18 protein-coding genes, 1 tRNA gene and 1 pseudogene are annotated in these 18,415 nt (G+C 72.9%); 7 read left to right on the top strand and 13 right to left on the bottom strand.

Going from position 1 to position 18,415, the window contains the following annotated elements; all coding sequences use genetic code 11:
• Nucleotides 1-18: 18 nt before the first annotated feature.
• Nucleotides 19-813, bottom strand: a complete 795-nt coding sequence (locus ASG94_RS06580; protein WP_056925523.1) for a hypothetical protein — start codon at nt 811-813, stop codon at nt 19-21.
• Nucleotides 814-911: 98 nt separating this feature from the next.
• Between ASG94_RS06580 and ASG94_RS06575 the strand changes: the two genes are divergently transcribed.
• The gene (locus tag ASG94_RS06575; protein WP_056925522.1) at nt 912-1,598 is read left to right on the top strand and encodes a metal-dependent transcriptional regulator; all 687 of its coding nucleotides are present in this window, start codon (nt 912-914) and stop codon (nt 1,596-1,598) included.
• Nucleotides 1,599-1,648: 50 nt separating this feature from the next.
• On the opposite strand, the gene ASG94_RS06570 is transcribed toward ASG94_RS06575, so the two are convergent.
• Genes ASG94_RS06570 through ASG94_RS06560 form a run of 3 tightly spaced genes read right to left on the bottom strand, consistent with a single transcriptional unit; the run spans nt 1,649 to nt 4,825 of the window.
• A complete protein-coding gene (locus tag ASG94_RS06570; RefSeq protein WP_235537150.1) occupies nt 1,649-2,557 on the bottom strand; it encodes a Sir2 family NAD-dependent protein deacetylase in 909 nt (302 codons plus the stop codon).
• Entirely contained in the window at nt 2,554-2,820 is a 267-nt protein-coding gene (locus ASG94_RS06565) for a DUF2277 domain-containing protein (RefSeq protein ID WP_056925521.1), read from the bottom strand. Before ASG94_RS06565 ends, ASG94_RS06570 begins: the two co-directional genes overlap by 4 nt.
• 31 nt (nt 2,821-2,851) lie before the next feature.
• A complete protein-coding gene (locus ASG94_RS06560) occupies nt 2,852-4,825 on the bottom strand; it encodes a beta-propeller domain-containing protein (protein WP_056925520.1) in 1,974 nt (657 codons plus the stop codon).
• Between the two features lie 55 nt (nt 4,826-4,880).
• On the opposite strand from ASG94_RS06560, the gene ASG94_RS06555 reads away from it, so the two are divergent.
• Nucleotides 4,881-6,065: a saccharopine dehydrogenase family protein gene (locus ASG94_RS06555; RefSeq protein ID WP_056925519.1), complete on the top strand. Its 1,185-nt coding sequence runs from the start codon at nt 4,881-4,883 to the stop codon at nt 6,063-6,065.
• 45 nt (nt 6,066-6,110) lie between these two features.
• Here ASG94_RS06555 and ASG94_RS06550 read toward each other — a convergent pair whose 3' ends face one another.
• Nucleotides 6,111-7,349 carry an HNH endonuclease signature motif containing protein gene (locus ASG94_RS06550; RefSeq protein ID WP_056925518.1) on the bottom strand — a complete coding sequence of 413 codons (1,239 nt, stop codon included), beginning with the start codon at nt 7,347-7,349 and terminating at the stop codon, nt 6,111-6,113.
• A gap of 563 nt (nt 7,350-7,912) precedes the next feature.
• Nucleotides 7,913-7,985, bottom strand: a tRNA-Arg gene (locus ASG94_RS06545).
• A gap of 101 nt (nt 7,986-8,086) precedes the next feature.
• Between ASG94_RS06545 and ASG94_RS06540 the strand changes: the two genes are divergently transcribed.
• A complete protein-coding gene (locus ASG94_RS06540) occupies nt 8,087-8,599 on the top strand; it encodes a GNAT family N-acetyltransferase (RefSeq protein ID WP_056925517.1) in 513 nt (170 codons plus the stop codon).
• A gap of 21 nt (nt 8,600-8,620) precedes the next feature.
• Here ASG94_RS06540 and ASG94_RS06535 read toward each other — a convergent pair whose 3' ends face one another.
• The 3 genes from ASG94_RS06535 to ASG94_RS06525 form a co-directional block, all read right to left on the bottom strand.
• Nucleotides 8,621-9,547, bottom strand: coding sequence for a PAS domain S-box protein (locus ASG94_RS06535; RefSeq protein WP_056925516.1), 927 nt, complete (start codon nt 9,545-9,547; stop codon nt 8,621-8,623).
• A gap of 77 nt (nt 9,548-9,624) precedes the next feature.
• Nucleotides 9,625-10,032, bottom strand: coding sequence for an ANTAR domain-containing protein (locus ASG94_RS06530; RefSeq protein WP_056925515.1), 408 nt, complete (start codon nt 10,030-10,032; stop codon nt 9,625-9,627).
• Nucleotides 10,033-10,266: 234 nt separating this feature from the next.
• A complete protein-coding gene (locus tag ASG94_RS06525; protein ID WP_056925514.1) occupies nt 10,267-11,862 on the bottom strand; it encodes a sulfatase-like hydrolase/transferase in 1,596 nt (531 codons plus the stop codon).
• A gap of 174 nt (nt 11,863-12,036) precedes the next feature.
• Between ASG94_RS06525 and ASG94_RS06520 the strand changes: the two genes are divergently transcribed.
• Complete coding sequence (locus ASG94_RS06520; protein ID WP_056925513.1) at nt 12,037-13,299, top strand: LCP family protein; 1,263 nt, start codon at nt 12,037-12,039, stop codon at nt 13,297-13,299.
• Nucleotides 13,296-13,469 carry a hypothetical protein gene (locus ASG94_RS22140; RefSeq protein ID WP_200958027.1) on the top strand — a complete coding sequence of 58 codons (174 nt, stop codon included), beginning with the start codon at nt 13,296-13,298 and terminating at the stop codon, nt 13,467-13,469. Before ASG94_RS06520 ends, ASG94_RS22140 begins: the two co-directional genes overlap by 4 nt.
• An 82-nt stretch (nt 13,470-13,551) precedes the next feature.
• Here ASG94_RS22140 and ASG94_RS06510 read toward each other — a convergent pair whose 3' ends face one another.
• A complete protein-coding gene (locus tag ASG94_RS06510) occupies nt 13,552-13,905 on the bottom strand; it encodes an MscL family protein (protein ID WP_056925511.1) in 354 nt (117 codons plus the stop codon).
• A gap of 59 nt (nt 13,906-13,964) precedes the next feature.
• Nucleotides 13,965-14,615, bottom strand: coding sequence for an SAF domain-containing protein (locus ASG94_RS06505; protein ID WP_056925510.1), 651 nt, complete (start codon nt 14,613-14,615; stop codon nt 13,965-13,967).
• 81 nt (nt 14,616-14,696) lie between these two features.
• Between ASG94_RS06505 and ASG94_RS22360 the strand changes: the two genes are divergently transcribed.
• Nucleotides 14,697-14,870, top strand: coding sequence for a hypothetical protein (locus ASG94_RS22360; protein WP_235537230.1), 174 nt, complete (start codon nt 14,697-14,699; stop codon nt 14,868-14,870).
• A 14-nt stretch (nt 14,871-14,884) separates the two neighbouring features.
• On the opposite strand, the pseudogene ASG94_RS22355 reads toward ASG94_RS22360, so the two are convergent.
• Nucleotides 14,885-15,025 (bottom strand): annotated as a pseudogene (locus ASG94_RS22355) (FmdB family zinc ribbon protein); the annotation flags it as partial.
• Nucleotides 15,026-15,153: 128 nt separating this feature from the next.
• Here ASG94_RS22355 and ASG94_RS06500 point away from each other — a divergent pair.
• Nucleotides 15,154-17,775: a penicillin acylase family protein gene (locus ASG94_RS06500; protein ID WP_200958026.1), complete on the top strand. Its 2,622-nt coding sequence runs from the start codon at nt 15,154-15,156 to the stop codon at nt 17,773-17,775.
• A 22-nt stretch (nt 17,776-17,797) separates the two neighbouring features.
• Here ASG94_RS06500 and ASG94_RS06495 read toward each other — a convergent pair whose 3' ends face one another.
• Nucleotides 17,798-18,412, bottom strand: a complete 615-nt coding sequence (locus tag ASG94_RS06495) for a 5-formyltetrahydrofolate cyclo-ligase (protein ID WP_156411440.1) — start codon at nt 18,410-18,412, stop codon at nt 17,798-17,800.
• Nucleotides 18,413-18,415: the final 3 nt, after the last annotated feature.

Genomic DNA, 18,415 nt, shown 5'->3' with positions numbered 1-18,415 from the left:
GAGCCGCCGGGGGCGCGGTCAATCCGAGGGACGCCGGCCACCGAAGAGCGCGGGGTCGACGGCGATCCAGATGTGCTCCGCCGTCGCGACCACCCGTCCGTCGGCGTCGTGCAGCGTGGCGGCCGTGAAGGTCTTGCGGCCGTCCTGGCCGCGCTTGGCGCCGACGACCACGTGCTCCTCCCCGATGACCGGCAAGGTGTCGATGCGTGCGGTCATCCGGCCCAGCACCATCAGCCGCTCGGTGAGGTCGCCCGCCCAGCCGCCGATGCAGTCCAGCGCCGCCCAGGTGGCGGCCACCGAGGCCCGCGGAGCCTCGTCGGCGTAGGTGTGGAAGTCCTCGCTGACGCTGCGGTGCGGCGTCCAGGTCGCGGCCACCCGCTGCTGGTCGTCGCCGAAGGGCTCCACGGGACCCGGGAAGATCCGCAGCCCGTCGCCCTCCTCGCGCCCGGTGCCGCAGGCGAAGCAGGTGGGGAAGGGGTGGAACGCGTGACCCGGGTACGCCGCCTCCGCCGCGCGCGCCACGTCCGGGTCCACCCCCTCGACGGGGGTCGGCGTGGTGCCGGACGCACGCCGTGCGGTGGCGATCACCACGCCACTGAAGCTCGCGGTGGACGTGTCGTCGTCACCGGCCACGACGTCCATGGCCGCGTCCAGCGGGGGCGGCTGCCGCAGCGAGACCTCGATGGTCGGCCAGTGGTCCACGTGGTCACCGGGCTCGCAGGCGAGGGTGGTGGCGAGGGCCCCGGCGGTCCAGCCGCCGTTGCCCGAGTCGGGCGGTCCGCAGAAGCGGCGCGGGACGATCAGCTCGGTCACCCCGCCACTGTGCCACTTCGGCAGCGCCACTTCACCTGCGGCCACTTCACCTGCGGCCATCTCGGGTGTGGCACCGGCCATGGGACACAATGAGCGGCGTGAGCGACCTGATCGACACCACCGAGATGTACCTCCGCACGATCTACGAGCTCGTGGAGGAGGGCATCGTCCCGCTGCGCGCCCGGATCGCCGAGCGCCTCCACCAGAGCGGGCCCACGGTCTCCCAGACCGTCGCCCGGATGGAGCGCGACGGCCTGCTCACCGTCGAGGGCGACCGGCACCTGCAGCTGACCGAGGAGGGCCTGCGCCTCGCGACCCGGGTCATGCGCAAGCACCGCCTCGCCGAGCGCCTGCTCACCGACGTCATCGGCCTCGACTGGGAGCTCGTGCATGCCGAGGCGTGCCGCTGGGAGCACGTGATGTCCGAGACGGTCGAGCGCCGCCTCGTCGAGCTGCTCGACCACCCCACGGAGTCGCCGTACGGCAACCCGATCCCGGGTCTCGACGAGCTCGGCGAGAGCGGGGTCGGGGAGGGCTTCATGGAGGGCGTCGAGCCGCTGTCCGCGGTCGCGGGCCCGGAGGACTCGCGGGTGCTCGTGCGTCGCATCTCCGAGGAGATGCAGAAGGACGAGGACCTGATGAGCACCCTGCGCCGCGTCGGCGCGCTGCCCGACAAGACCGTGGTCGTCGCCGCCACGGCCGAGGGCATCCTCGTGGGCTCCGGGGGCGAGACCGCCGAGGTCGTGCTCGAGGCGGCCGAGCACATCTTCGTCCGCCGCCTCTGAGCCGCCGCCTCTGAGCCGACGTCGGCCGCGGCGCGCGGGCTGGGCCGGGGTCAGCCGCGGCCCGCGGCCAGTGCGGTGAGGAACTCGCTGCACCCCGTGCCGAGCCGGTACGTCGCGTGCTCGTCGCCGCGCGTCGTACCGCGGTTGACGATCACCACCGGCGTGCCGGCACGGGCGGCGCGCTTGACGAACCGGAGCCCGCTCATCACGGTCAGCGACGAGCCCGCCACCAGCAGCGCGCCCGCGCTGCCGAGGGCGTCCACGGCGGCGTAGCAGCGGGCGACCCGCTCGGCGGGGACGTTCTCGCCGAAGAAGACGACGTGGGGCTTGAGCGGTCCCTCGCACTCGGCGCAGCCGGGCACCACGAAGCCGTCGGTCTGCTCGAGCTCGACGTCGCCGTCGGGTCGCATCGCCGCCGCGGCGTGCTCGGCGAGCCAGCCGGCGTTGAGGTGGGCCAGCCGCTCCTGCAGCGCCGCGCGGGGGGTGACCCGGCGACAGCCGAGGCACACGACCTCGGACACCCGGCCGTGCAGCGCCACGAGCTGCCGCGAGCCGGCGGCCTCGTGGAGTCCGTCTACGTTCTGGGTGATGAGCAGCTCGGGGTCGAGGCGGGCCAGGGCCCGGTGGCCGGCGTTGGGCTCGGCGTGCCCCATCCGGGCCCAGCCGAGGTGACTGCGCGCCCAGTAGCGCTGCTGCTGGCCGGGCCCGGCGACGAACTCCTGGTAGGTCATCGGCATCCGCACCGGCGCGCCCGGACCGCGGTAGTCGGGGATCCCGGAGTCGGTGGACAGGCCGGCGCCCGTGAGCGCGACGAGCGGGCGTCCGTCGAGGAAGTCGAGCACCTCCTCGGTGTCTGATGCGACCTGGCGGTGGGTGCTGGTTGCGACCTCGCGGTCGGTGCCGGTCGCGACCTCGCGGTCGGTGCTGGTTGCGACCTCGCGGTCGGTGCTCAGCGTCACGCGTAGCGCGCCTGGGCGCGGGCCCGCGCCTTGGCGGCCTCGACGTCGCGGTCCTTGGGTGGGGCGGTCGTCACCAGGTCGTCGAGCAGGTGCTGGGTGATGTGGGCGATCTCGCGCACCGCTGCGTGGAAGGCCGCCTCGTTGGCCTGCGACGGCTTGGTGGTCCCGGCCACCTTGCGGACGTACTGCAGCGCGGCGGCGGTGACCTCGTCGCGCGTGGCCGGCGGCTCGAAGTTGTTGAGGGGGCGGATGTTGCGGCACATGTCCCCCAGAGTAGGCCGCACCCCGCCTCCCTCACAGGTCGAAGAAGGAGACCGCGTCACCGGCGACGAGGACCACCCGGCCGTCGGCGAGGGGGACCAGCCGCACGTCCGCGAGCTCGTCCTGGACGTCCACCTCGACCATCTCGTTGCGGATCCGGTCGGCACCGAGCCGCAGGACGGACACCCAGGCGGTGCCTCCGGACCACCCGCGGGACACGACGGCCAGCGCGACCCGCTGCTCCGGCAGCCAGGTGAGCTGCCGCGGATCGGTGCCGGCGCCCGCGACCGAGAAGGGCGGGTAGGCCACGGCGTCGAGGCGTTGGGGAGCCGTCAGGTCGGTGACGTCGAAGAGGGCAGCCTGCGCGCCCCGCAGCGACCCGTCGGCCGAGGCGTCCTGGCCGATGCCGAGCAGCCGCCGGCCACCGAGGGGGTGGAGGTAGTCGCTGTAGCCGGGGACCTTCAGCTCACCGAGGAGGCGGGGCGCGCCCGGGTCGGTGAGGTCGACGGCGTACAGCGGGTCGACCTGCCGGAAGGTCACCACGATCGCGAGGTCGTCGAACCAGCGGACCGCCTTGATGTCCTCGCCCACCCCCAGGCCGTCGACCCGCCCCACCTCGTCGAGGCCGCCCTCGTCCTCGCGCAGCGTGATCACGGCGTTGGCGGGGAGAGTGTTCGATCCCGCGGTCCGGTCGGTCGTGCCCACGGCCACCCGCAGCGTGTCGCCGGAGAAGTCCATGGCCCAGCGGTCGCGGACCGTGCCCGTCACCTGCCCGCCGGCGACGAAGGTCGTGGCGATGCCGTCGAGGGCGAAGGCGTAGAGGTCGGTGGTGCCGTCGCCGAACCCGCCACCGGTCGAGCCGGGCACGCAACGGTCGAGGCAGGCCGGCTCCCCGGCGGTCCACCAGCCGGGCGTCGCCGTGGTGGCCAGGTAGAAGCGGTCGGGGGAGAAGTACGACGTCGCGGCATCTGCGGCCACGGCCGTCGACGCGGGGGAGTCGAGCGGGTCCGGGTCGGTGGGTCGCAGCGCCACCACCGTCGTCGTGCCCAGGGCCGCGTCGTCGTCGGTCGGCACGGCGACGTCGGCGCAGTCGACGACCTGCTCGCCGTCGCTGGTGGGCAGCCAGTCCGCGAGGGTGGTCTCGCGCACGACCCGGCGGTTGTGCTCGAGGGCCGCCTGCTGTCCCCGGCCCGGCTCGGGCTGCGCGAAGTCGAGCGCGGGACGGTAGGTGCGGAGCACGAGCCGGACGACGTCGTCGCCCTGCCCGGTGTCGCCCTGCCCGGTGTGCAGCCGGGCAGCGGTGAGCTCGGCGTCGTAGTCGGCGGTGTCCACCACCCGCGGGGTGCCGGGGTCGCTCACGTCCAGGACGACGACCCGGGTGCGCGGCGGCGCGCCGTACCCGTCGTACGGGATCTCGGCGGCGGCCCCGGCGCTGCTCCGGCCGGCGGAGTCCTCGGCCGCGCCGAGGACCACGACCCGGTCGCCGGAGACCAGCAGCTCACCGTCGCGCAGGCCCGTGAGCGTGAGGGAGGAGAGCAGCCGCGGCGCGGCGCCAGGGACGTCGGCGCCGGAGACGTCGTGGACGGTGAGCACGTCGTCGCGGACACGGACCAGGAGGTCACCCGCGGCCTTGACGACGTCGGGCTCGTCGACGCCGGCCTCCTGGACGTTGGTGCCGGAGTCCGTGCTGCTCGACCCCGTGGTCCGGGGGAGGGGTGCGCCGGCGGCGCTCTCCGAGCGGGCGCTGCCCATCGCGTCGAACATGATGATCGGACCCGTGTCCCAGCCGTAGGGGCCGACCTCGGCGACGCCGCGCTCGACGTACCGGGCGAGCAGGTCCTCGCACGACGTGGCCGGTCGCAAGGTCGCGCTCGCGAGGCGCAGGTCGCTCGAGGGGCTCGGGGTCCGTGGCCCGCTCGTCACCGCCAGCGTGGTGAGGACGGTGCCGGCTACGGTGCCGGCGATCAGGGCAACCACTCCCAGCGCGACCGCGAGCGACTTCGTCATGGGTGTGGGACGCCGTGTCGCGCGCGGGGGTTCCGGCACCTGTTTGGATGGCGGCATGACTGATGCGCGCAGCGGCGACCGTGACCTCGACATCGTGCTCTTCGGGGCGACCGGCTTCACCGGCCGGCTGACCGCGGAGTACCTCGCGCGGCACGCCCCAGAGGGGCTGCGCTGGGCGCTCGCCGGCCGCAACCGCGACAGGCTCGAGGAGGTCCGGGCCCACCTGGTCACCCTCGCCCCCGAGCTCGGCGAGCTCGAGCTGCTGCACGCGGACGTGACCGACCCGACCAGCCTCGCCGATGTCGCCTCGCGCGCCCGGGTCGTCATCACCACGGTCGGGCCCTACCTCGCGTACGGCGAGCCGCTGGTCGCCGCGTGCGCCGACGCCGGCACCGACTACGTCGACCTCACGGGCGAGCCGGAGTTCGTCGACCGGATGTACCTGCGCCACCACCAGGCGGCCGTGCGCAGCGGTGCCCGCCTCGTGCACGCCTGTGGGTTCGACTCCATCCCGCACGACCTCGGCGCCTTCTGGACCGTGCAGCAGCTCCCCTCCGACACCCCGATCACGCTGCGCGGCGTCGTCCGCTCCGGCGGGATGGCGTCCGGCGGGACCATCCACTCCGCGCTCGAGCAGTTCGCCCGGGCCCGCCAGATGAAGCAGGCGTACGGCGCCCGCCGCCGGTCCGAGGGCAAGCCGGCCGACGGGCGGAGGTCGCGCCCGGTCTCCGGCAAGCCGCACCGGGACCCGGTCCTCGGCTACTGGCTGCTCCCGCTGCCGACCATCGACCCGATCGTCGTGGCCCGCAGCGGCGCCGCGCTGCCGGCGTACGGGCCCGACTTCCGCTACTCGCACTACGCCGGCACGAAGACGATCCGGTACGCCGCCGGCGGCGCGCTCGGCGTCGGCGCGCTGGCCCTCGCCGCCCAGGTCGCCCCGGTGCGCAAGTTCGTGCTCTCCAAGGTCGCGCAGGGACAGGGGCCCGACGAGGCGCGCCGCGATAAGTCGTGGTTCACCGTCGACTTCGTCGGCGAGGGCGGCGGTCGCACCGTGCGCACCCGCGTCTCCGGCGGGGACCCCGGCTACACGGAGACGTCGATGATGCTCGCCGAGTCGGCGCTGTGCCTCGCCCTCGACGACAACCCGCCCACCGCCGGACAGGTCACCACAGCGCAGGCGATGGGGGAGAACCTGCTCGCGCGGGTGCAGGCCGGCGGGCTGAGGTTCGAGACGCTCTGATCCGCGGCCGCCTGGCGTGGGTCGTGCGGTCGCACGGGCCGCGTCCTATCTGCGGCGGTGGAAGCGGAGGTCGCCGTTGGGGAGCCGGTCGTGGAGGTAGCGGTCGTCGTGGGCCCGGTGGTGGTGATGGCTGCACAGGAGCAAGCCTTCGGCGAGGTCGGTCTTGCCGCCCTTGCTCCACGGGGTGAGGTGGTGGGCTTCGCACCAGGCGGCGGGGATGTCGCATCCCTCGGCCCGACAGTGTTGGTCCCGGAGGCCCATGGCCTTGCGCTGCGCGGTGTCGTAGAGGCGCTTGGCGCGGCCGAGGTCGAGGACCTCGGACGTCCCGCCCAGGACGGCAGGGACCAGCTTGGCGGTGCACGCGAGTCGGCGGGCCTCGGCGGCGGTGATGCGGCCGCCGGTGCTGGTGGTCGCGACCCCGAGTCCGGTCATCAGCGAGTCGAGGTCCATCGTCACGACCACCGTCGTGGCGGCGCCGCCGTGGACCGGCAGGCGGCTGGGGTCGAGGTGCTCGAGGAGGTCGCAGAACGCGTGCCCGAGCCGGGTCGAGTACGGCACCTTCGTTGCGGTGCCGTCCTGACCAGCCGGTGTGCTGTCGTCCTTGCGGGGGTTGGTCCACGCATGGAGATAGGTCAGCAGTCGGCCGGCGGTCGCGTCGGGGACCCGGATCCGGATCGTGGTGGTCCCGTCCCCGTGGGAACGGGTGGTCAACGACGTCGCCCTGCGGGCGTGATGTTCCTCGTCCTCGAGGCGCTTGCGCTCGTGCTCCTCGCCGACCTCGGGTGCGACGACGTCGAGGATCCGGCTGCCCAGGACCCGCAGCTCGTGCGGCGCGAAGGTCATGGCGTGCTCGACCAGCACCTTCTCCGCCTTCACCACGATGTCGGAGGGGGTGTCGTCGGGCAGGTCGTCCAACGCACGAGCGATCACGTCGGCCTGCGCCGTCGACAGCTCCCCCGACGTGTGGCCGTCCGCCACGAGAGTCCACCGGCGCTCGAGCGCGCGGGCGAGCTGCAGGTCTCGACGGGCCGGACCCCGATCGACCCGCGCCGTGCGCGCGAACCACGCCGCTACATCACGGTCGCCCGACTCCTCGGCCACCTCGTCGGCGACGGCCATCAACCGCAGCCGGGTCGACGCGACCCGGGACTCCAGCCGGGCCAGCTCGACGAGCGCTGCGGCCTTCTCGGCCGGCGAGAGGTAGAGGAGCTCAACCCGTTGCACCTTGTCTAGTGCGGCTGAGATCGCCTCGCCACACTCCTGGACCAGGTGTCCGGTCGTCATGTCAGCCCCCGCTGGTCGGCTCCTGCGCGTCCCCACCTCGTGGTGCCGGCCGCGTGCCTATAGTCTATTCGCACATATGTGCGAGTCGCATACCCAGTTTCGGGTACATCGCGTGACAAGCACGGGTGACCGCTTGGCTCTCGCCTGGTGGTGCGATGTCGAGCCCCGGGACGGTCGATCAGGGCGGAGCGTCCCGGCGTCGGCCACCCGGCGTGCCAGTGCGTCACGAAAGCGCCCGGTCGGCATGTCCCAGCGGCCGGGAAGGGGGAGGTCTGCGCGCCCGCGGCCAGGAAGTCCCCGGTCAACACACCTCGGCCGGCCAGGAACTGCCCGGTCGGCGTACTCGTGCGGCCAGGAACTGCCCGGTCGGCGTACCCGTGCTGTCAGGAAGTGCCCGGTCGGCGTACCCGTGCGGCCAGGAAGTGCCCGGTCGGCACACCTGACGCGACAAGAAGTGCCCGGTCGGCGTACCTGTGCTGTCAGGAAGCGCCCGGTCGGCAGACGACGAGGGCCGGACCCGAGGGTCCGGCCTGTCGCGGATCTCCGGCGAGATCTGCCTGTTGTGCCCCAGGCAAGAGTCGAACTTGCGACCTTTCGCTTAGGAGGCGGCTGCTCTATCCACTGAGCTACTGGGGCGGGCCAGGAGCAGAGTAGTCACCCTCCGCTGGCAGCGGCCATTTTGTCAGCAGTCTCCTGACGTGACGAACGCGGGCTCTCGGACGTGAAATCGTTCGGGCATGCACACTCTCGTCATCCGGCCGGCCCGCCCGGCGGACGCCCGCCGCCTGGTCGTCGTGGAGGTCGAGGCCGGCCAGGTGTTCCGGACCGTCGGCATGGCGCGGGTCGCCGAAGACGTTCCTCGGGTCTCCGACCTGCTGGAGGCGATCGCGGCGCAACGGATCTGGGTCACGGAGGTGGGTGCGGAGGTCGCGGGCTACATCTGCGCGGAGGTGCTCGACGGGAATGCGCACATCGCGCAGGTCTCGGTCGCACCGGCCCACGCGGGACGCGCCCTCGGTCGCTCGATGATCGAGCACGTCGAGCAGTGGGGTCGGGCGGCCGGCCTGCGGGCCACCACGCTGACGACGTTCCGGGACGTCCCGTGGAACGGCCCCTACTACCGGCGTCTCGGCTACCACGTCCTGTCCGACGACCTGGTCGGTCCCGAGCTGGCGAGGACGATGGCACACGAGGCGTCGCTCCCGGGCATCGACGCCGCGCTGCGGTGCGCGATGGTCAAGCCCCACTAGTGGCCGGCCAGGCCCCCGGAGCTAGTCCCTGGCCGGGGGGCCGACGAGCGGCTCGCCCTCGACCACACGACGGCACACCTCGTGGACCGTCAGGTGGTTCGAGCGTGCGTAGGAGCGCAGGGAACCGAAGGCGTCCTCCGGGGTGACCCCGTGGCGGCCCACCAGGTAGCCCTTGGCGAGCTCGATGACGAGCCGTGTCTGGAACGCTGTCTCGAGCTGCCGGGCCCGCACCTCGGCCTGCTCCTGGGCCAGCCGGGCGGGGCTCGGACGCAGGTTGCACACGACGCCACGCACCATCGGGTCGTCCAGCAGGTTGGTGAAGGCGGCCTCCGCCCACCTCCAGTCGCCCCAGGCCTGGACCCGGACCTCGACGGGGGCGTGCACGCCCGGGCGGGCGACGACCTCCTGGAGCAGGGTCGCCAGGGCGGGGCGGTCGTCCTCGTGCAGCAGGGGAACGATGGAGGTGCCCAGCAGGGAGTCCTGCTCCCAGCCGAACAGCAGCTCCACGGCCGGGCTCGTGTAGGTGATGACGGCGTCGCTGCGCAGCACCAGCGCCGCGTCGGTCGACCGCTCGAGGAGGGGACGCAGCGCCGAGCCCAGGTTGGTCGAGACGCCGATGATCCCGACCAGCGTCCCGTCCCGGTAGATGCCCGCGTCCGTCACCAGGGCCGGGAACATGCTGCCGTCCTTGCGGCGCACGGGGAAGCCGCCGGACCACGAGGTCCCCTCACGCAGCGCAGCCATGATGTCGGCGCCGATGGCCTTGGCCACCTCGGGGATCGCGAGGGTCGCGATGTCGTGGCCGATCGCCTCCTCGGCGCTCCAGCCGTACAGCTGCTCGGCGGCAGGGTTCCAGTAGACGACGATTCCCGCGGGGTCGGTCGTGATCACTGCCTGCCCCAGGGCCTCGAGCTGTTCCTCGGGGCTGATGCGCTCGTCGCTGGCCATACCCCCATGCTGCCGACCCGGGGCGGGTCGACGTCAGGGCCGAAAGGCCGTGGTCGTCAGGACGTCCATGGAGGTTCCTAGGAGCTGCCGAGGGCCCGTGCCGCGTGCACCGCCGAGGCGTAGCGCCACTGGTGACGGGTTGCCGGTGCGCTCGCCGGAGGTTGCGGGGGCTGGGTCGGTGCCTGCCGTACGACGGGTACGTGCGGCCGCGCCACCTGCTCGCTGGCGGGCAGGTGCGGTGGCTCGCCGATGTCGGCGCGGAGGCGGTGCTCGAGCCAGCGCACCACGCCCCGGGTCTCCGGCGTGACCCGCCCCTGGCAGACGCCCTTGACCAGGGCGCGGGCCAGGTCGGGGAGCGAGAGCTGGGTCTCGCGCGCCCACCGGGCCATGGCGGCGAGCGACTCGCAGGAGCTGACGCCGTACCGGAGCATGATGGCGCCCTTCGCCTGCTCCACGACGGCGAGGTCCGCCTCACGATCGGTCATGTGCCACCGCCCCCGGAACGAGCTGGTGACGGTGCGGTGTGCGTGCAGCGGCGCGCAAGGACGGAGGCATGGACCACCCTCGGGGTCGATGTGTCGTGCCACCGGGGTCTGGGGTGGGGTCCCCGGGCGGACCGGGGACTCGATGCTGGCGCCGAACCTAGCAACGGCGCCACGGAGCGGCTAGGGACCTTGGTCCCGAAGCGATCGAGCGGCCGTGCGGTGCGCCGGGACGCCTCAGCCGCGAGGCTTCGGGACCGCTCCGAAGTGCCGGTTGCACTCCGTGCCGGCGCAGTCCCCGAGGGCCCGGAGGCGGCGCTCGAGCTCGCGGCGGACGGGTGCGTAGTGCTTCGAGCGGATCAGGTTGCGCAGCTCGTAGGGGTCGCGCTCGTGGTCGTAGAGGAACCCGTCCCGCATGCCGTTGTTGACCCGCCGGCCATAGGCGTAGCGCTCGGTGAGGACGCCGCGGTAGGTCCATCCCGGGTCGCGCACGTCGGTGGCCTTGCCGCCCGTCTGGATCAGCATCGTGTCGCGGTGGTGCGTGGCGCGACCGCCGAGGAGGGTGTCGGAGAAGTCCTCGCCGTCGAGGGTGAGGTCGGGGGAGAGGTCCATCAGCGAGGAGAGCGTCGCGGTCAGGTCGACCAGGGAGACGAGGCGCTCGGAGGTGCGGCCCGCCGGGACGCCGGGCCCGCGGATGACGAGCGGCACGTCCAGGATCTCGTCGGAGAGGCGGTCCTTGCCCGTGTAGCGGTGCTCGCCCAGCGCGTAGCCGTTGTCGCTGGTGAACACGATGTAGGTGTTGTCGAGCTCGCCGGTCTCGCGCAGGGTGTCGACGAGGTGCTTGACCGCGTCGTCCACCGACAGGAGCGACCTGATGCGGGCGAGGTTGAGGGTCGTCATCTCCTTGCGCGGGAGCTTCGCCCGGCCCCGGACCGTCATCTCCTTGTCGCGCATGTCGGCCTCGTTGAAGCTCGGCGCCCTGAAGGCTGCCGGCTTCAGGCCCGCCAGCGCGCGCTTGTACTCCCGTGCCACCTTCGGCGGGCGGCCCCCGCGGTCGCCGTCACCGTCGCCGCGGGCCGAGCGCGGCATCCAGATGTGCGGGGCGACGTGGTTGGCCATGACCAGGTACGGCGTGGGGCCGGCCCAGCGCTCGAGGTCGGACACGGTGCGCTGGTCGAGCCGCGTGGTCACGTAGTCGTTGCGGTAGGAGGTGCCGTTGAAGAAGTCGAAGTTGGCGTAGTCGGTGGCCGGCTCCATGAGGATGTCGAAGTTGGTCCACCCCGGGTCGGCCGGCGCGCCCTTCTCGAAGTGGTTGAGGTGCTTGCCGTGCAGGGCGGTGCGGTAGCCCGCGTCCTGCGCCCACGTCGCGATCGTCGAGCTGGGGTCGAAGGCCTGCCACCCGCCGTACGGGCCGGAGTTGTGGTGGACGCCGTTGTTCTGCGCGTACTGGCCCGACAGGATCTCCGCGCGCGCCGGGCAGCACAGCGGGTGCGGGGACTGCGTCTGGCGGAACGTCATGCCGCGGTCGACCAGGAGCCTTCGCACGTGCGGCAGGTGGCGCAGGTCGTCGGCGCGCATGTCGTCGGTGAGCACCATGACCACGTTGGGCCGCTCCGCGGCGGGCGCCGTGCCGCGTCCCGCGCTCGTGGCGGTCCCGGGGAGGGGGGAGCCGGAGCCGGCCGTCGTGGCGCGAGCCGTCCCGCCCGGCTCGGACGAGTGACCGGTGCCGGGCATCGGGAGCGGGCTGGCGACCGGTGCCATCAGGGCGAGCCCGACCACCGCGACCACGAGGGCGAGCGGCAGGCGGAGGCGACGGAGGAGGTGGTGCGGCACGACGTGAGATCCCTGGGGCCGAGAACTGGTGGGCCGCGCCATCCTGTCACGAGCCCGTGACGGCGAATTTGTGCTGTTGACGACTACGGTGACAATTTGCCGGTGTCGCGTAGGTTGCGACGTTGACCCGGGGTGCCGCTGAGGAACCCCACCGACGAAGGTGTGGAACCAACAGTGTCAGGAGCCCACGGCGCCGAGACCGAGACCCACGCGCCCAAGCGCAAGGGCAAGGTCAAGCGCAAGCACACGGTCGGTCGGGTCGTCGCGGTCAGCGCCCTCGTGCTCGCCCTCGTCACCGCCCTCAGCGTCGTCTTCTTCTACCGCCACCTCAACGGCAACATCGAGACCGGGTCGTTCGAGGCACTCGGCGAGGGGCGCCCCGAGAAGGTCTACCGGGGCAACGGCGAGCCGCTCAACATCCTGGTGATGGGCGACGACACCCGCTCCGGCGAGGACAACGACATCGACCAGGAGACCGGTGGCGGATCCGACACCACCATCCTCGTCCACCTCTCCGCCGACCGCTCCCGCGCGTACGCCGTGTCGATCCCGCGCGACTCCATCGTCGACCGCCCCGAATGCGGGGGGAGCTCCGCCGCGACCGAGGTGAAGTGGAACGCTGCCTTCAACGTCGGCGGCGAGATCTGCACGGCCGACCAGTTCGAGCAGACGACCGGGATCCGCCTCGACCACTACGTCGTCGTCGACTTCAACGGGTTCGGCGAGATGGTGGACGCCGTCGGCGGGGTGCCGGTCTGTGTCCCCGAGGACATCGTCGACCGCAAGCACCAGATCTTCGTCCCCGCGGGGGACCCCTCGGTGCTGAGCGGGGACCAGGCCCTCGACTACGTCCGTGCCCGCTACGTCGGAGAGCTGATCCAGCAGAACGACATCTCCCGCATCCGCCGGCAGCAGGAGTTCATCGGCGCGCTGATCCGCGAGGTGAAGTCCGCCGGCACGCTGACCCGCCTCGACAAGGTCGTCAACTTCCTCGACGCCGCGACCAGGTCCCTGCGCACCGACGAGGACCTCGGCTCGGTGACCCGCATCGGCAAGATCGCACTGCAGCTGCAGAACATCGGCCTGGACAACGTGAAGTTCGTGACCGTCCCGACGGAGTACTTCCCGATGGACTCCGAGTTCCGCGGCAGCGTCTTCTGGACGCCGGAGGCCGACACGCTCTGGAAGCTGATCAACGAGGACAAGCCGCTGCCCCCCTCGGTCCTCAACGGGGCCGTCTCCGCCGAGCCGCCGTCGACCTCGAGCGAGGCGCAGGGCGGCGGCTCCGCCTCCCCCTCGCCGTCCGGGTCCGCGTCCCCCTCCGAGACGACGTCCCCGTCGGAGACCGCCTCGCCCTCCGAGACCGCGTCGACGCCGGAGTCCCCGAGCGACACCGCGACCGACGAGGCGGAGCCCATCCCGGGCGTGTGCGCGTGAGCGACCCCGGCACGCAGGAGTCGGGCCCGGAGCCGACCGAGCCCGAGTGGGTACGCCGCAAGCGACTCGCCGCCGTGTTCGGTGACGTGCTCCCGGAGCAGACGAGCGACGACGCGTCGGGCAAGGGTGACGACTGGTACCGCGACCAGGTGCCCCCGCACCACGGCTGACGCGGTCCGGCCCGGACGCACGAACGGACCGCCCCGGGTGGGGCGAGCCGTTGGGTGCCGGTCGTCGAGCCGCCGTGGGCGGTCAGACCTGGCCGTTGCGTGCCCGCAGCAGGTCGCGGATCTCCTCCAGCAGGGCCACGTCGGCCGGGGTGCCGGTGTCCTCGGAGGGGAAGTAGCGCTCCTTGGCCTTGGTGTACGGCAGCACCACGAAGAAGTAGACGACCGCCGCCAGGATCGCGAACGCGATCAGCGCGTTGATGAAGAAGCCCAGGTCGCCCAGCTCGGTGCCGTCGAAGAGGTCGTCGGTGGACGGGATCAGCGAAGTGAGCCATGCCGTGAAGGCGGTGACGACGGCTGCGAAGGACGCCGCCATGATGAACGCGACGGCCAGCTCGATGAGGTTGCCGCGAAGCAGGAAGTTCTTGAAACCGCTCATGGGGGGCTCCTTGCGTGACCCCGAGGCCGGAGTCGGTGGGTGTCAGGACACGCAGGACGCTAGCGCGAGAACGTCACCACCAGGAACTGCGTGACGGCGGCGAGGCCCACGTCCGGGGCGGCCGACGGGCTGATCCCCAGCACCACGAGCCGCCCCGGTGGAGCCGCGTCGCCAGCGGTGCCGCTCGACGCGTCCGCGGCGCCGTCGACGGCCGGCACCGCCAGCACCAGCACGTCGTGGGCCACCGGCGTGGCCTCGCCGGAGCCCGGGTCGGCGGACGTCAGGTCGATCCGGTCGCCCGGCCGGAGCAGCGCGACCACCCCGGCGTCGGGCAGGCGCACCGGCATCACGGTCAGGTCCGGGTGCGCCGAGGCCAGGCCGGCACCCACCAGTCGGACGTCGGTGACCGCCTCCCCGGCAGCCACGGGGGCGGCCAGGACCCGCCCCACCGGGTCCTCGGCGAGCCGCTCGGGAGCGGTCCCGACGGCGAAGGCCACCGTCGTCAGGTCGCCGGGGGCCACCACCGAGCCCGCGGCCAGGTCACGCGCCGCCACGGGCACCTCCACGCGCGGGAGCGGCGGAGGAGCGCCGACCCGCAGCCCGACCAGCACCGCGACGGCGGCGCACAGCGCGGCGAGCGGCCGGCGGCGCGCCAGCACCCGTCGGCGCAGGGTGCGCCAGCGGCGGCGTACGTCGTCGAGGGTTGCCATGCGGCGACGCTAGGCGGCGACGCGGACCCCGACGGTGGATCGCCGGTCGAGCTGGGGAGGAGTCAGCTCGAGGAGGACCCTGTGGACGACGACGGGCCCGACCCCGACGAGGACGAGCCGGAGGAGGACCCCGACGAGGACGAGCCGGACGACGAGGACCCCGAGTCCGAGGACGTGGACGAGCCGGACGACGAGGAGCCCGAGGAGGACGCCGCGGCACCCGACGTCGACCCGGAGCGGCTGTCGGTGCGGTAGAAGCCGGAGCCCTTGAAGACGACGCCGACGGCGTTGAAGACCTTGCGGAGCCGGCCGTCGCACTGCGGGCAGTGCGTCAGGGCGTCGTCGCTGAAGCTCTGGAACTGCTCGAACGCGTGACCGCACTCGGTGCAGAGGTACTGGTAGGTGGGCATCGGGGACCTTCGTGACTCAGGGGATGCAGTGGTTCGGACCGGCGACGTCGCGCTGCTGCGGGACACGCTGGCACTCGGTGGCATCGACTGCCAGTGGTGGCTCCAGCGTACGGCACAATGCCTGCACGATGAGCGAGCAGCCTGCAGCCCCCGACACCGACCCCTCGTGGTGGCAGATGTTCACCTCGGCGCCACGCGGCGTGCGGTGGTCCGCCTACGCCGTGGTCACGCTGGCAGCCCTGCTGGTGCTCCTCCTCGTGGTCTCGGTCGGCTTCGTCCTCCGTCCGCTCCCCGACACCGACGGCGAGGTCGACGTGCCGGGACTGGCCGGTGAGGTGGAGGTCGTGCGCGACGCGCAGGGCATCCCGCAGGTCTACGCCGACACCGATGCCGACCTGCTGCGCGCCCAGGGCTACGTGCACGCGCAGGAGCGGTTCTTCGAGATGGACGTGCGCCGCCACGTCACCAGCGGCCGGCTCTCCGAGCTCTTCGGGTCCGACGGCCTCGAGACCGACAAGATGATCCGCACCATGGGCTGGCGCCGGGTCGCCGAGCAGGAGCTGGCGATCCTGGACACCGAGACCCGCGCGGCGCTCACGGCGTACGCCGAGGGGGTCAACGCCTACCTCGAGACGCACGGCACCACCGAGATCGCCGTCGAGTACACGCTGCTCGCCGCGACCGGGCTGTCCTACGAGCCCGAGCCGTGGACCCCGGTCGACTCGCTGGCCTGGCTCAAGGCGATGGCGTGGGACCTGCGCGGCAACATGACCGACGAGGTCGACCGGGTCGTGGCCAGCCTCGACCACACCCCCGACGAGGTCGCCCAGCTCTACCCCGACTACCCCTTCGACGAGCACCCGCCGATCGTCGGCAGCGGGGGCGTCGTCGACGGCGTCTTCGAGCAGAACGCCTCCGGCAACGCGACCCGCAACCCCCGCCGCCCGGCGTACTCCTCCGAGATGGTGGACGCCCTCGAGGGGGTCCGGGACGCCGTGGCCGGGATCCCCGACCTGATGGGCCGCGGCGACGGCATCGGCTCCAACTCCTGGGTCGTCGACGGCGACCACAGCGCCACCGGCGCGCCCCTGCTGGCCAACGACCCGCACCTCGGCGTGAGCATGCCCGGCATCTGGCTGCAGATGGGCCTGCACTGCCGCACCGTGTCGCCCGACTGCACCCTGGACACGTCGGGCTTCACCTTCTCCGGCGTGCCCGGTGTGATCATCGGCCACAACGCCGACATCGCCTGGGGCTTCACCAACCTCGGACCGGACGTCACCGACCTCTACCTCGAGAAGATCGAGGGCGAGAGCTGGATGCAGGACGGCGAGGCCAGGCCGCTCGAGCTGCGCACCGAGACGATCAAGGTCCGCGGCGAGGACGACTTCGAGCTGCAGATCCGCGAGACCGCCCACGGCCCCCTCATCAGCGACGTGTCGCAGGAGTTCAGCTCGGTGGGGGCCAACGCCCCCACCGACGAGCCGGACCTGACCGGTCGCGGCAACGGCTACGGCGTCGCGCTGGCGTGGACCGCGCTCGAGCCGGGCACCACCGCCGACGCGATCCTCGCCCTGAACCGGGCGGGCGACTGGGACGAGTTCCGTGCGGCCGCCGCCGACTTCGCCGTGCCCGCGCAGAACCTCGTGTACGCCGACCGCGAGGGCCACATCGGCTACCAGGCGCCCGGGCAGATCCCCATCCGCAAGTCCGGCAACGACGGCCGGATGCCCGCCGAGGGCTGGGTCTCGGCCAACGACTGGACCGGCGACGTCGTCCCGTTCGACGGCCTGCCGAGCGTGCTCGACCCCGAGGAGGGGTTCGTCGTCACGGCCAACCAGGCCGTGGTGGGGCCCGACTACCCCTACTTCCTCACCGACGACTGGGACCGCGGCTACCGCTCGACGCGCATCCGCCAGGTGCTGGAGGAGGAGGGGGAGCTGTCCGTCGACGAGATGGCCAGGCTCCAGCTCGACACCACCAACCCGATGGCCGCGACCCTGGTGCCCTACCTGCTCGACGTCCAGGACCTGCCCAGCGACTACTACCGCGACGGCCAGCGGCTGCTGTCCGACTGGGACTTCACCCAGCCCGCCGACAGCGCGGCGGCGGCCTACTACAACGTCGTGTGGAGCAACCTGCTCCGGCTCACGTTCCACGACGAGCTGCGTGAGGACGTGTGGCCCGACGGCGGCGACCGCTGGTTCGGCGTGGTCGAGCAGCTGCTGGCCGACCCGGCCGGGCCGTGGTGGGACGACGTCGAGACCGACGGCACGGAGACCCGCGACGACGTGCTGCGGCAGGCGATGATGGACGCCCGTGACGAGATGACCCGTCGGCAGGCGCTCGACCCGGACGAGTGGACGTGGGGGCACCTGCACCAGCTCGACCTGCACAGCTCGACCCTGGGGGAGTCCGGCATCGCGCCGGTCGAGCGGCTGCTCAACCGCGACGACCGCGAGGTCGGCGGCGGCTCGAGCATCGTCGACGCGACCGCGTGGGACGCCACCGAGGGCTACGAGGTGACGTCCGCGCCCTCGATGCGGATGGTGGTCTCGCTGGCCGACCTGGACCGCTCCCGCTGGATCAACCTCACCGGGGTGTCCGGCCACCCCGCCTCGTCGCACTACGCCGACCAGACCGAGCTGTGGGTCGACGGGGAGTACCTCCCCTGGGCCTTCTCCCGCGAGGCGGTCGAGGCGGCCGCCGAGGACACGATGACCCTCGTGCCGGCCCCCGCGGACGACTGAGCGTCCGCGCCGGTCCAGCACCTCAGCCGAGGGTGCGGACCGCGCCCGGCGTGATCGCGTGGGTCACCGGCCGGTCGTGGGGCTCGGTCGGCACGTCGAGCCCGACCTCGTCGTCGTGCAGCAGCACCGCGGTCGGCCGACCGGCGACGCGCCCGAGCACCCGGTCGTAGGACCCGCCGCCCCGGCCGAGCCGGGCGCCGGCCGGCGACACCGCCAGCCCCGGCACCAGCAGCACGTCGGCGTCCAGCACCGCGTCGACGCCGAGCAGCGGACCGGTCGGCTCGAGCAGCCCGAGCCGGGCCGGGGCCAGCGACCCCGGACCGGTGTACTCCGCCCAGTCCAGGTCCCGGTCCGCCAGCACGACCGGCAGCAGGACGCGGTGTCCGGCGCCGCGCAGGGCGTCGAGGAGCAGCCCGGTCCCCGGCTCGGAGCCGACCGAGACGTACGCCGCGACGGTGCCCGCGCGGCGTACGGCATCCCAGGCCAGCGCGTGCCCCGCGATCGCCTCGGCGTCCGCGACCAGCCCGGCCAGCGGTCGCCGCCGCCGGGCCGCGAGCAGCCGCCGGCGCAGGGCGGCCTTGGCGTCGGCGGGAGCCGGTGCGAGGCCCTCGGACGGGGGCTCGGGTGGTTTCGGCACGAG

Origin of the sequence: Nocardioides sp. Soil805 (assembly GCF_001429625.1) — a bacterium.
Taxonomy (GTDB): domain Bacteria; phylum Actinomycetota; class Actinomycetes; order Propionibacteriales; family Nocardioidaceae; genus Nocardioides.
Note: the sequence above shows the minus strand (reverse complement) of the source record. Positions and strands in the feature narration are given on the sequence as shown.

What these genes read in the sequence shown, in the direction of transcription:
- ASG94_RS06565 (WP_056925521.1), bottom strand. Translation starts at nt 2,820, where the DNA reads ATGTGCCGCAACATCCGCCCCCTCAACAACTTCGAGCCGCCGGCCACG.
- ASG94_RS06560 (WP_056925520.1), bottom strand. Translation starts at nt 4,825, where the DNA reads ATGACGAAGTCGCTCGCGGTCGCGCTGGGAGTGGTTGCCCTGATCGCC.
- ASG94_RS06555 (WP_056925519.1), top strand. Translation starts at nt 4,881, where the DNA reads ATGACTGATGCGCGCAGCGGCGACCGTGACCTCGACATCGTGCTCTTC.
- ASG94_RS06550 (WP_056925518.1), bottom strand. Translation starts at nt 7,349, where the DNA reads ATGACGACCGGACACCTGGTCCAGGAGTGTGGCGAGGCGATCTCAGCC.
- ASG94_RS06540 (WP_056925517.1), top strand. Translation starts at nt 8,087, where the DNA reads ATGCACACTCTCGTCATCCGGCCGGCCCGCCCGGCGGACGCCCGCCGC.
- ASG94_RS06535 (WP_056925516.1), bottom strand. Translation starts at nt 9,547, where the DNA reads ATGGCCAGCGACGAGCGCATCAGCCCCGAGGAACAGCTCGAGGCCCTG.
- ASG94_RS06530 (WP_056925515.1), bottom strand. Translation starts at nt 10,032, where the DNA reads ATGACCGATCGTGAGGCGGACCTCGCCGTCGTGGAGCAGGCGAAGGGC.
- ASG94_RS06510 (WP_056925511.1), bottom strand. Translation starts at nt 13,905, where the DNA reads ATGAGCGGTTTCAAGAACTTCCTGCTTCGCGGCAACCTCATCGAGCTG.
- ASG94_RS06505 (WP_056925510.1), bottom strand. Translation starts at nt 14,615, where the DNA reads ATGGCAACCCTCGACGACGTACGCCGCCGCTGGCGCACCCTGCGCCGA.
- ASG94_RS06500 (WP_200958026.1), top strand. Translation starts at nt 15,154, where the DNA reads ATGAGCGAGCAGCCTGCAGCCCCCGACACCGACCCCTCGTGGTGGCAG.